This is a genomic window from uncultured Aquincola sp. (assembly GCF_964001545.1).
Classification (GTDB): Bacteria; Pseudomonadota; Gammaproteobacteria; order Burkholderiales; family Burkholderiaceae_C; genus Aquincola.
On record NZ_CAXFDV010000469.1, the window covers coordinates 1 to 11,344 of the forward strand.

General features: G+C 69.6%; 9 protein-coding genes, 2 pseudogenes and 1 riboswitch. Of the genes and pseudogenes, 4 read left to right on the forward strand and 7 right to left on the reverse strand.

All coding sequences use genetic code 11. The features are described from left to right. A pseudogene (locus ABNT58_RS16095) lies at positions 1–260 on the reverse strand (lysine transporter LysE); the annotation flags it as partial. A gap of 94 nt (positions 261–354) precedes the next feature. On the opposite strand from ABNT58_RS16095, the gene ABNT58_RS16100 reads away from it, so the two are divergent. Next, a complete protein-coding gene (locus tag ABNT58_RS16100; RefSeq protein ID WP_348754466.1) occupies positions 355–819 on the forward strand; it encodes an Lrp/AsnC family transcriptional regulator in 465 nt (154 codons plus the stop codon). Here ABNT58_RS16100 and ABNT58_RS16105 read toward each other — a convergent pair. Further along, positions 789–1,883, reverse strand: a complete 1,095-nt coding sequence (locus tag ABNT58_RS16105; protein ID WP_348754467.1) for an AI-2E family transporter — start codon at positions 1,881–1,883, stop codon at positions 789–791. The two genes, ABNT58_RS16100 and ABNT58_RS16105, sit on opposite strands and share 31 nt — an antisense overlap. Before the next feature lie 70 nt (positions 1,884–1,953). Next, on the reverse strand, positions 1,954–2,418 hold the full coding sequence (locus ABNT58_RS16110) for a hypothetical protein (RefSeq protein WP_348754468.1): 465 nt from the start codon (positions 2,416–2,418) through the stop codon (positions 1,954–1,956). Positions 2,419–2,604: 186 nt separating this feature from the next. Here ABNT58_RS16110 and ABNT58_RS16115 point away from each other — a divergent pair, with 186 nt between their 5' ends. After that, positions 2,605–4,575, forward strand: a complete 1,971-nt coding sequence (locus ABNT58_RS16115) for a sigma-54-dependent Fis family transcriptional regulator (protein WP_348754469.1) — start codon at positions 2,605–2,607, stop codon at positions 4,573–4,575. A 215-nt stretch (positions 4,576–4,790) separates the two neighbouring features. Beyond that, entirely contained in the window at positions 4,791–6,614 is a 1,824-nt protein-coding gene (locus ABNT58_RS16120) for an NAD(P)/FAD-dependent oxidoreductase (RefSeq protein ID WP_348754470.1), read from the forward strand. Between the two features lie 19 nt (positions 6,615–6,633). Here ABNT58_RS16120 and ABNT58_RS16125 read toward each other — a convergent pair whose 3' ends face one another. Together ABNT58_RS16125 and thiC are read right to left on the reverse strand one after the other, a co-directional pair. Next, positions 6,634–7,236 carry an OmpW family outer membrane protein gene (locus ABNT58_RS16125; RefSeq protein WP_348754471.1) on the reverse strand — a complete coding sequence of 201 codons (603 nt, stop codon included), beginning with the start codon at positions 7,234–7,236 and terminating at the stop codon, positions 6,634–6,636. A gap of 149 nt (positions 7,237–7,385) precedes the next feature. Continuing rightward, on the reverse strand, positions 7,386–9,236 hold the full coding sequence (thiC, locus tag ABNT58_RS16130; protein ID WP_348754472.1) for a phosphomethylpyrimidine synthase ThiC: 1,851 nt from the start codon (positions 9,234–9,236) through the stop codon (positions 7,386–7,388). A 76-nt stretch (positions 9,237–9,312) separates the two neighbouring features. Continuing rightward, positions 9,313–9,417, reverse strand: a riboswitch (TPP riboswitch). A gap of 84 nt (positions 9,418–9,501) precedes the next feature. Here thiC and ABNT58_RS16135 point away from each other — a divergent pair. Next, positions 9,502–10,497 (forward strand): LLM class flavin-dependent oxidoreductase, encoded by a 996-nt coding sequence (locus tag ABNT58_RS16135; protein ID WP_348754473.1) that lies wholly within the window; start codon positions 9,502–9,504, stop codon positions 10,495–10,497. A 10-nt stretch (positions 10,498–10,507) separates the two neighbouring features. Here ABNT58_RS16135 and metW read toward each other — a convergent pair whose 3' ends face one another. Together metW and ABNT58_RS16145 are read right to left on the reverse strand one after the other, a co-directional pair. Continuing rightward, on the reverse strand, positions 10,508–11,098 hold the full coding sequence (gene metW / locus ABNT58_RS16140; RefSeq protein WP_348754474.1) for a methionine biosynthesis protein MetW: 591 nt from the start codon (positions 11,096–11,098) through the stop codon (positions 10,508–10,510). 112 nt (positions 11,099–11,210) lie between these two features. After that, positions 11,211–11,344, reverse strand: a pseudogene (locus ABNT58_RS16145) (homoserine acetyltransferase); the annotation flags it as partial.

Below are 11,344 nucleotides of genomic sequence, written 5' to 3' on the forward strand. Positions count from 1 at the left end.
AAGGCCAGGAACAGCGCGCCCAGCCCGTGCAGCCAGCCGCGCGCGCCGATCAGCCACTGGGTGACGGCCACCACGCCGAAGGCGCCGATGGCGCCATACACCGCATCGGCCAGCGCCGCACCCAGCCCGGTGGCCAGGCCGGCCCGCGCGCCCTGCTGCAGCGTGCGCTGGATGGCCAGCACGCCGATCTGCCCCACCGGCGCGGCGATGGACAGGCCGATGAGCATCGATTGCAGGAACAGGCTGGCGGCGGGGGGCATGCCCAGGATTGTCGGCAGGCGGGCGGCCCGCGGACCAGCGCAGAATGAAGGCGAAATCGCCTCGGGCTTTCGCTTTTTCAGGCTGCGCACCGCCATGACCGAAACAGACGCCTCCTTCAAACTGGACGACAAGGCCTGGCGCCTGCTGCAGGCGCTGCAGGCCGACGGGCGTGCGCCGCTCAAGACGCTGGCTGCGGCGGCCGGGCTGTCCATCCCCGCCACGGTGGAGCGGCTGGCGCGGCTGCAGGCCGCGGGGGTGGTGAAGTCCATCGGTGCCGAGCTGGACCCGGCCAAGCTGGGTTACGGCGTCAAGGCCATCGTAGGCATCACCGCGGCGCAGCCGGGCAAGCAGCGGCTGCTGGCGCGGCTGCAACAGTCGCCCCAGGTGCTGGAATGCCACCATGTGGCCGGCGCCGATTCGTACCTGATGACGGTGGTGGCGCGCGACCTGGCCGACCTGGAGCGCTTTCTGGGCACGATCAACGGCTACGGCGAAACGCGCACGTCGATCGTGTTTTCCACCCCCATTCAGCGGCGCGGGCTGGTGCGGCCGGGCTGAACCTCAGGCTCGGTGGCCGCTTCGTCGGTGCTCGCGAAGATGTCCCAGGTGGCGATGAACAGCGCCGCGATCGCCGGCCCGATAACGAAGCCGTTGATGCCGAAGATGGCCATGCCGCCCAGGGTGCTGATCAGCACCACCCAGTCGGGCATCTTGGTGTCCTTGCCCACCAGGATGGGCCGCAGCACGTTGTCCACCAGGCCGATGACGAACACGCCGTAGGCGATGAGCCCGAAGCCCTGCACCAGCGCCCCGGTGGCCAGGTAGTACACCGCCACCGGCCCCCACACCAGCGCAGCGCCCACCGCCGGCAGCAGCGACAGGAAGGCCATCAATGCGCCCCACAGCAGCGCGCCCTGGATGCCCAGCACCCAGAAGGCGATGCCGCCCAGCACGCCCTGGGTGATGGCCACCACCACGTTGCCCTTGACGGTGGCCCGCACGACGGTGGCGAACTTGCCGATCAGGTTGCGCTTGTGCGCCTCGTCCAGCGGAATGGCCCGCCGCACCATGGCCGACAGCATCGCGCCATCGCGCACCAGGAAGAACAGCAGGTACAGCATCACGCCGAAGGCGACGACGAAGTTCAGCGTGTTGGAGCCGATGGCCACCGCCTGCGTGGCCGCGTACTGGCTGACGTCGCCGGCCACCGAGGTCAGCCGCTCCTGCAGCGCCTGGAAGTTGCCCATGCCGAAGCGGTCCAGCAGTTGCACGAACCAGCCCGGCAGCGCGTCGAAGATCTGGCGCGCATACACGCCCACGTTCCACTCGCCCGACTTGATGCGCTGGTACACCAGCGAGGCTTCCGTGATCAGCGAGGTGGCTACCAGGGCCAGCGGCAGGATCACGATCACCAGACAGATGATCAAGGTGGCCAGGGCGGCCGTGTTGCGGCGGCCCGGCCAGCGCCGCAGGATGCGCCGGTTCAGCGGTGCGAACAGCAGCGCCAGGATGGCGCCCCAAAACACGGCGCCGTAGAAGGGCCAGAGGATCCAGCCGAAGGCCAGGGTGACGAGAACGAGCAGCAGCAAAAACGCCTTGCGGTGCAACGCGGGTGTGTTCATGTGAACAGGGCGACAGCCCCAAATGGTGGAATTGCCACCGCAGCATATCGCCCACCCAAGGCGGGGCGCGTCAGACAGCGCCGTGCCCGAGCGCCTCCTCCACCAGCTGTGGCAATGCTGCCAATTCCTGCTCCACGCCCTCGGGCAGGCCGGCCCAGTCGGCCGGCGGCACGGCCACTTCGGCCTCGCCCAGGCGGCCGGCGCTCACCACCAGCGCCAGCGGCGCTTGCGGCGTGCCGCCGGCACGGTCCATCACCACCGGCGTGCCGCCCGCCGCCGATGCAAACACGATGAGCAGCGATTCGCCGCCATCGCCCAGCCGCCGCGGCGCCGCCACATGGGCCAGCACCTGCAGCCCACGGCGCTGCGCGCTGGCTTCCAGCCGCAGCACGGTTTCCTTCAGGCCATAGCGGCTGTGGCGCATGCCGGCGCCGCGGTCGTCGCCGCGCGTATCGCCGCGGGCCTGCGCGCCCATCGACGCGACCAGCACCGCGGCACAGCCGGTCATCCAGAAGCGGAACGGTTGCTTCTTCATCGTGGTTTCTCCTGCGTCGCGGGGCAGTCTGCGGGGCCAGCGTGAAAGCACGGTGAACCTTAGGTGAAAGCGGTTGTGTCCGGTGGTGCGTTTGCGCAGGGCATGCCCGATTGACAGCGCCGGGACGGCGAACGATGGTGCGCAAGTTGTGCCACGGCCCGCCAGAGGCCCGCAGGAGACATGCGCATGCAGCCGTTCCAGCGCGCCCACATCGACACCGTGGTGCAGTTGGCCGCCCTGGGCGCCGACGCGCCCGCGGCCCGATCGCACGATGAAGTCATACGCCAGTCGTGGCTGCGCTGCGTGCAGCAGCATGCGCTGGACCCCACCCGCATGCAGGAAGCGGTGGTGCTGCCCTCGGCCCGGCTGCGCGAGCACCAGGACCAGCTCGAAGCCTTCCTGCACATCGCCCGCCATGGCATGGAGTCGCTCTACCAGCAGGTGGCCGGCATGGGCTACGTGGTGCTGCTGACCGACGCCCGCGGCGTGACGGTGGACTTTCTGGGCGACCTGCAGCCGGCCGACCAGCTGCACCGCGCCGGCCTGACGCTGGGCGCCGACTGGAGTGAGCCGCTGGCCGGCACTTGCGGCGTGGGCACCTGCATCTCCACCGGCCAGGCATTGACGGTGCACCTGGACGACCACTTCGACGCGACGCACATTCCGCTGACCTGCACCACCGCGCCGGTGTTCGACGCCACCGGGCGGCTGAACGCGGTGCTCGACATCTCGGCCCTGAGTGCGCCGCAACCCAAGGCCAGCCAGCACCTGGCGCTGCAGCTGGTCAAGCTGTTTGCGCACCAGATCGAAAACGCCGACTTCCTGCACCGCTTCCGCGGCGAATGGATCCTGCGACTGGCGCCGGCACCGCAGTTCCTGGACGTCAACCCCGACTACCTGCTGGCCATCGACGCCAGCGGCCGGGTGATCGGCCACAACCGCCGCGCCCAGCTGCTGTGGGAAACCGACCCGCGCCGGCCGCTGCTGGGCCGGCCGTATGAACAGGTGCTGGACGCGCCCTTCAGCGAGCTGGGCCGCTTCGTGCAGGCGCGCCCCTCCGATCAGCGTGCGGTGATGGGCGCCGGTGGCCGGCAGCTGCTGTTCATGACGGCCACGCCGCCCCCCGCCAGGCCCGCCACGCCGCCGACCGCACGCGACCGCCGCCTGCCTGCGCCGCTGGCCGCGCTGAGCGGCGGCGATGCGATGCTGGACCGGCAGATCGACCGCGCGGCGCGGCTGGTCAACTCACCCATGAGCCTGCTGGTGACCGGCGAGACCGGCACCGGCAAGGAGTTCTTCGCCAAGGCCTTGCATGCCAGCAGCGAGCGGCGCGGCCGGCCCTTCATCGCGGTCAATTGCGCGGCGATTCCGGAGACGCTGATCGAGAGCGAGCTGTTCGGCTACCTGCCCGGCAGCTTCTCGGGCGCGGGGCCACGGGCCAAGCGCGGGCTGATCCAGGAAGCCGACGGCGGCACGCTGTTCCTCGACGAGATCGGCGACATGCCGCGGCCCTTGCAGGCCCGCCTGCTGCGGGTGCTGGCCGAACGCGAGGTGCTGCCCGTGGGCGCCACGCGGGCGGTGGCGGTCAACATCCGCGTGATCGCCGCCACCCACTGCGACCTGGAAGCGCTGGTGCGCGAAGGCCGCTTCCGCGACGACCTGTACTACCGGCTCAATGGCGCCCGCTTCCACCTGCCGCCGCTGCGTGAGCGCAGCGACATCGGCTGGGTGATCGACACCTTGCTGGGCGCCGGCAGCGGCGGCATCGCCCCCGATGCGCGGGCGCTGCTGATGGCCCGCCCCTGGCCCGGCAACCTGCGCGAACTGCGCAACGTGCTGGACTATGCGCGCGCAGTGCGCGGCGAAGGCCCGGTGCAATGCGCCGACCTGCCGGAATGGCTGGACAGCGCGCCGACCCCTGGCACCCAGGGCCGCGCGCAACCTGGCCCGACGGCCGCAGCAGCCGAACCCCTGCTCACGCCCGACGCTGCCACGCAGGCGGCCGCCACCCAGTTGCTGCAGCAACTGCGCGCCGCCCACTGGAACGTGAGCGCGGTGGCGCGTGGCCTGGGCCTGTCGCGCATGACGCTGTACCGCCGCATGAAGCGCTGGGGCATCGTGTCGCCCAACCAGCAGGACGACGGCGCGCTGCACTGAGCGGCTGAGACAGGTGTCACAGCCCGGCCTGTGACAGCTGTCGCGCTGTGACACCTGCACCTTGACCGCCCGCCAGGCAGCCACACGGCGCAAACCCAGCATTGGCGCGGCCTGCAGCCCGACGCGACGCACTGCGCACCCGGTGGCACGGCGCTTGATCTATCGACCGTGCACGGCCAGCCGGCCGCTGCACCTACAACGATGGAGACGCATGCATGAGCGAACTTGCGACAGCGCCGGTGGCCACCCACGGACCCACCGCCACGGCCAGCGACTGGCTGGCCCGCTTTGAAGCCGCCCTCACCGCCGCCGACCTGGACGCGGTAGCGGCCTTGTTCGACGACGAGTGCTACTGGCGCGACCTGGTGTCCTTCACCTGGAACATCAGCACCCAGGAAGGCCGCGACGCCATCCGCGCGATGCTGTCGGCGCGGCTGGCCGACACCGCGCCCAGCCACTTCCGGCTGGAAGGCGAAGCGACCGAAGCCGATGGCGTGACCGAAGCCTGGTTCACCTTCGAGACCCGCGTGGCCCGCGGCCGTGGCCACCTGCGGCTGCGCCACGGCCACGCCTGGACGCTGCTGACCACGATGACCGAGCTCAAGGGCTTCGAAGAGAAGAAGGGCGAGCGCCGCATCGCCGGTGCCGAGCATGGCGCGCAGCCCGGCGGCCGCCAGAGCTGGCTGGAAAAGAAGCAGGCCCGCGAAGCCGCGCTGGGCTATACCGAACAGCCCTATGTGCTGATCATCGGCGGCGGCCAGGGCGGCATCGGCCTGGCCTCAAGGCTGCGCCGGCTGGACGTGCCCACCATCGTCATCGAGAAGAACGCACGGGCCGGCGACTCCTGGCGCAACCGCTACAAGTCGCTGTGCCTGCACGACCCGGTGTGGTACGACCACCTGCCCTACATGCCCTTCCCCGACGACTGGCCGGTGTTCGCGCCCAAGGACAAGGTGGGCGACTGGCTGGAGATGTACACCAAGGTGATGGAGCTGAACTACTGGACCTCCACCATCGCCAAAAAGGCCCGCTTCGACGAAGCCAGCCAGACCTGGGAAGTGCAGGTGGAACGCGACGGCCAGCCGGTGACGCTGCGGCCCAAGCAGCTGGTGTTTGCGCTGGGCGTGTCGGGTTACCCCAACGTGCCCAAGATCCCGGGCGCCGAGACCTTCGAGGGCACGCAGCACCACTCCAGCCAGCACCCGGGCGGCGCGGCCTGGGCCGGCAAACACTGCGTGGTGCTGGGCTCCAACAACTCGGCCCACGACATCTGCGCCGACCTGTGGGAACACGGCGCCGACGTGACGATGATCCAGCGCTCGTCCACCCACATCGCGCCCTCCAATTCGCTGATGGAGCTGGCATTGGGCGGCCTGTATTCAGAGCAGGCGGTCAAGAACGGCATCACCACCGACAAGGCCGACCTGATGTTCGCCTCGGTGCCGTACAAGATCATGCACACCTTCCACATCCCGGTGTACGAGGAGATGAAAAAGCGCGACGCCGACCTGTACGCCCGGCTGGAGAAGGCGGGCTTTCTGCTGGACTTCGGCGAAGACGGCTCGGGCCTGTTCATGAAGTACCTGCGCCGCGGCTCGGGCTACTACATCGACGTGGGCGCTTCGGAGCTGGTGGCCGACGGGCGCATCAAGCTCAAGAGCGGCGTCAACATCGAGCGCATCAACCCGCGCTCCGTCACGCTGACCGACGGCACCGAGCTGCCCGCCGACCTGCTGGTGTACGCCACCGGCTATGGTTCGATGAACAACTGGCTGGCCGACCTGGTGTCGCCCGAGGTGGCCGACACCGTGGGCAAATGCTGGGGCCTGGGCAGCAACACCACCAAGGACCCCGGCCCGTGGGAAGGTGAGCTGCGCAACATGTGGAAGCCCACCGCCCAGCCGCAGATGTGGTTCCACGGCGGCAACCTGCACCAGTCACGGCATTACTCGCAGTTCCTGGCGCTGCAGCTCAAGGCCCGCATGGAGGGCCTGCCCACCGAGGTGTATGGCCGGGTGGGGCCGCATCACAAGCGATAGCGATAGCGATTGCGATTGGTCAGAATCGCTTGCCAAAGCCGACCGAGAAGAGCAGCGGATCGACCTTGAAGCTGCCGAGGTTGGCGCCCGCGGCCGAGACGTCGGTGCGGATCTGCACTTTCTTCACGTCGACGTTGACGAGCCAGCCATTGCCTACCGGCACGTCGACGCCGGCGCCCAGCGCCAGGCCCCAGCTGCTGCGGTCGATGTCCACGCCGGCCGGCAGGTCGACGCTGGAAAAGCGCGTGTAGTTGATGCCCGCGCCCAGGTAGGGGCGGAAGCTCATGCCGGTGAAGTGGTACTGCAGGCTCAGTGTGGGCGGCAGGTGCTTCAGGCTGCCGATCTTGTCGCCACCGGCGCGCAGGTCGTGCTTCTGCGGGTAGGTCAGCACCAGCTCGGCCGCGATGTTCGGCGTGAAGAAGTAGGTGACGTCCACCTCGGGGAAGGTCTTGTTCTTCAGGCTCAGGTCCAGGCCGGTGTTGTCCTTGTCGGCCGAGTCCAGGTGCAGCGCGCGCGCCCGCACGATCCAGTTGCCGCTGTCCTGCGCATGGGCGGCAGGCAGGGCGGCGACGGTGAGGGCGGCGGCGGCGGCGAGCGCCAGCGCTTGGCAGCGCTTGTTCATGTGAGCTCCTTGAGTGGCGTGTTGAAGGCCCTCATTAGCCCGCCGAGGTTCCCCGCCGCATTTGCGCCAGCGCAAAGTGGCCGCCGCCTGGCCGCGTGCCCGGGCACCCGCTTGACGCAGGTCAAACGTGCGCCGCTGCCCTGTCGCGCTCAGCCCACGGGCTGGATGGGGACGTACAGCTCGCCCCCGCCGGCGCGGAACTCGGCCGACTTCTCGCCCATGCCGCGGGCCGCGTAGTCGCGCACTTCCTGCGTGATCTTCATCGAGCAGAACTTGGGGCCGCACATGGAGCAGAAGTGCGCCACCTTGCTGGCGTCCTTGGGCAGCGTCTCGTCATGGAATTCGCGCGCGGTGTCGGGGTCCAGGCCCAGGTTGAACTGGTCGGTCCAGCGGAACTCGAAGCGCGCCTTCGACAGCGCATCGTCCCGCGCCCGCGCCCCCGGGTGGCCCTTGGCCACGTCGGCCGCATGCGCCGCGATCTTGTAGGCCACGATGCCCTGCTTCACGTCCTCGCGGTCGGGCAGGCCCAGATGTTCCTTGGGCGTCACGTAGCACAGCATCGCGGTGCCCATCCAGCCGATCATGGCCGCGCCGATGGCGCTGGCGATGTGGTCGTAGCCCGGCGCGATGTCGATGGTCAGCGGCCCCAGCGTGTAGAAGGGCGCCTCGTGGCAGTGCCTGAGCTGCTCGTCCATGTTGGCCTGGATCATGTGCATCGGCACATGGCCGGGGCCTTCGATCATGGTCTGCACGTCGTGCTGCCAGGCCAGCTGCGTCAGCTCGCCCAGCGTGCGCAGCTCGGCGAACTGGGCCTCGTCGTTGGCATCGGCGGCCGAGCCGGGCCGCAGCCCATCGCCCAGCGAGAAGCTCACGTCGTACGCCTTCATGATCTCGCAGATCTCTTCGAAGCGCGTGTACAGGAAGCTCTCCTGGTGGTGGGCGATGCACCACTTGGCCATGATCGAGCCGCCGCGCGAGACGATGCCGGTGCGCCGCTGCGCGGTGAGGTGGATGAAGGGCAGCCGCAGCCCGGCATGGATGGTGAAGTAGTCCACCCCCTGTTCAGCCTGCTCGATCAGCGTGTCGCGGTACAGGGCCCAGGTCAGGTCCTCGGCCACGCCGCCCACCTTCTCCAGCGCCTGGTAGATGGGCACGGTGCCGATGGGCACCGGGCTGTTGCGCAGGATCCAGTCGCGCGTGGTGTGGATGTGGCGGCCGGTGCTCAGGTCCATCACGTTGTCGGCGCCCCAGCGGATGGCCCACACCAGCTTGTCCACCTCTTCCTCGATGCTGCTGGTGACGGCCGAGTTGCCGATGTTGGCGTTGATCTTGACCTTGAACTGGCGGCCGATGGCCATCGGCTCCACCTCGGGGTGGTTGATGTTGGCCGGGATGATGGCGCGGCCACGCGCCACCTCGTCGCGCACGAACTCAGGCGTGATGACGACGGGCAGCCGCGCGCCCAGACCGTTGCCGGCCAGGCGGCGCTCGCGCTGCGCATCGGCCAAGTACTCGGCCATCCATTCGCGCTTGCCGTTCTCGCGCAGCGCCACGTATTCCATCTCGGGCGTGACGATGCCGCGGCGGGCGTAGTGCATCTGGGTGACGTTGTTGCCAGCCCGCGCGCGGCGCGGCATGCGCTGCAGCGCGGCGGCATCGGCGCGCAGCTGGGCGATGCGTGGGCTGTCGCGCTCCTCGTACTTCAGGCCGTCGTCCAGCGCCTGGCGCTGCCGGCCTTCGTAGCGCTCGGTGTCGCCGCGCTCGTCGATCCAGGCAGCGCGCACTTCGGGCAGGCCGCGGCGCACGTCGATGGCGGCGGCGGGGTCGGTGTAGGGGCCGGAGGTGTCGTACAGCGACACCACCTCGCCATTGCTCAGGGCCACGTCGCGCACCGGCACCCGCAGGTCGGGTCGGCTGCCGGTGATCCAGGCCTTGGTGGAAGCGGGGAATGGCTCACGCGTCAGGCTGAGCAGCTGCGCAAGCTTGTCGGGGGCGTTCATGCGGGTCTCCTTCGGGGGCGTGGCAAGGCATGCTCCGAAGGTCGGCCCGGCCCACGCGACCCAAGGCGCGCACCCGTGCTGACACGACAGCTCTTCTTCCGCCGGTACTAACCGGTTCAAGTTCGCGGGTTCGGTTTCACCATCTCAGCGGGCCTGTCGGCCTGCACCCCGGAGCGGGGGCGATTGTGGGAGCCCGGCGCGGCCGGTGTCAACGTGTTGCCCCTGCCGCCCACCGCGGCTTGCCGGCGGTGATAGCGTGCCGCGCATGAGCCTTGTCCTGTCCGCCCTCGATCAGTCCGTCTCGCTTGCCGGCAGCAGCGAAGACGCCGCCATCCGCGACAGCGTGAGCCTGGCGGCCCACTGCGAAGCCGAGGGCTACCACCGCTTCTGGCTGAGCGAGCACCATGCGCTGCCCACCATCATCGGCACCGCGCCCGAGGTGCTGATGGCCGCGGTGGCCGCCACCACGCAGCGCATCCGCATCGGCAGCGCGGGGGTGATGCTGCCGCACTATTCGGCCTTCAAGGTGGCCGAACAGTTCCGGGTGCTGGAAGCGCTGGCGCCCGGCCGCATCGACCTGGGCGTAGGCCGTGCGCCGGGCGGCGACATGCGCACCGCGATGGCCCTGAACCCGCAGGCGCACCACGCGGCCGAGCACTTTCCGCAGCAGGTGCGCGACCTGCAGGCCTGGACCAGCGGCCAGCCGCACAACGGCATCACGGCCCACCCGCGCGGGCCGCATGCGCCGCAGGTGTGGGTGCTGGGCAGCAGCGACTACGGCGCGCAGCTGGCCGCGCACTTCGGCCTGCCGTATGCCTTTGCCTACTTCTTCATGGACGGCCAGGGCGTGGAACAGGCGCTGCGCCTGTACCGCGACCTCTACCGCCCCAGCGAGCGGCACCCCACGCCGCAGCCCACCATCTGCGTGTGGGCGCTGGCCGCCGGCACCGAAGAAGAAGCCCGCCACCATGCGCTGAGCCGCGGACGCTGGCGCGTGGACCGCGCCCGCGGCGTGCTGGGCCCGCTGCAGCCGCCGGACGCGGTGGCGGCGCGCGGCTTCACCGAGGTGGAGATGGCCACCACCGTGGACGCCATGCGCCGCAAGGCCCTGGTGGGCACCGGCGAGCAGGTGGCGGCGATGCTGCAACAGCTGGCCGACCAGCTGCAGCTGGGCGAGATCGTGATCAACACCTGGGCTCACGACCCCGCGGTGCGCCGCCGCTCTTACACGCTGATAGCGCAGGCGATGCGCGGGGCTTGAACCAGGCGGGTCAGCCCGCCAGTCGCTCGAATTTGAAGACGGCCACGCTGGCCAGCAGGTTGGGCAGCGTGCGCACCGGCTTGCCGTGCTGGATGCCGAAGCTCTCGATCACCGACAGGCCGTTCTTGCGGGCCAGCACCTCGAAATCGGCATAGGTGCCGACGCGGATGTTGGGCGTGTCGTACCACTGGTAGGGCAGCACCCGCGTCACCGGCATGCGGCCCGAAGCCACGCGGATGCGGTTGGGCCAGTGCGCGAAGTTGGGAAAGCTGACGATGCCGATGCGGCCCACGCGGGCGGTTTCCTGCAGCATCTTCTCGGTGTTGCGCAGGTGTTGCAGCGTGTCCAGCTGCAGCACCACGTCGAACGACTGATCCTCGAACAGCGCCAGACCCTCTTCCAGATTGAGCTGCAGCACCTTCACATCGCGCCGGATGCAGGCCGCCACCTTCTCATCGTCGATCTCCACCCCAAAGCCGCGGCACTGCCGGTGATCGCGCAGGTGCGCCAGCAGCGCGCCGTCGCCGCAGCCGAGGTCGAGCACGCGGCTGCCGAAGGGAACGAGCGACGCAATGGTTTCCATATCCGCCCTGTCACTCATGATGTCAGCCCCTCGCCCGTCGAGTACGCCGGTCGATCCCCCGAGGGGATGGCGGGCCGGCTTGGGGCGGCCCGGCGCTCGGCCCGCGGGACGATCAGAGCAAAGCTCGTCCTCATGCGAACTCCTTGGCCACGTTGTCGAAGTAGGCGCGCAGCACCGCGTGGTAGCGCGGGTCTTCCAGCAGGAAGGCGTCGTGGCCGTGCGGGGCGTCGATCTCGGCGTAGCTGACGTCGCGCTGGTTGTCGA

Bases quoted from the DNA above. Each gene is read 5' to 3' on its own strand.
- ABNT58_RS16115 (WP_348754469.1), top strand. From the start codon at position 2,605: ATGCAGCCGTTCCAGCGCGCCCACATCGACACCGTGGTGCAGTTGGCC.
- ABNT58_RS16120 (WP_348754470.1), top strand. From the start codon at position 4,791: ATGAGCGAACTTGCGACAGCGCCGGTGGCCACCCACGGACCCACCGCC.
- ABNT58_RS16105 (WP_348754467.1), bottom strand. From the start codon at position 1,883: ATGAACACACCCGCGTTGCACCGCAAGGCGTTTTTGCTGCTGCTCGTT.
- metW (WP_348754474.1), bottom strand. From the start codon at position 11,098: ATGAGTGACAGGGCGGATATGGAAACCATTGCGTCGCTCGTTCCCTTC.
- ABNT58_RS16135 (WP_348754473.1), top strand. From the start codon at position 9,502: ATGAGCCTTGTCCTGTCCGCCCTCGATCAGTCCGTCTCGCTTGCCGGC.
- ABNT58_RS16100 (WP_348754466.1), top strand. From the start codon at position 355: ATGACCGAAACAGACGCCTCCTTCAAACTGGACGACAAGGCCTGGCGC.
- ABNT58_RS16125 (WP_348754471.1), bottom strand. From the start codon at position 7,236: ATGAACAAGCGCTGCCAAGCGCTGGCGCTCGCCGCCGCCGCCGCCCTC.
- ABNT58_RS16110 (WP_348754468.1), bottom strand. From the start codon at position 2,418: ATGAAGAAGCAACCGTTCCGCTTCTGGATGACCGGCTGTGCCGCGGTG.
- thiC (WP_348754472.1), bottom strand. From the start codon at position 9,236: ATGAACGCCCCCGACAAGCTTGCGCAGCTGCTCAGCCTGACGCGTGAG.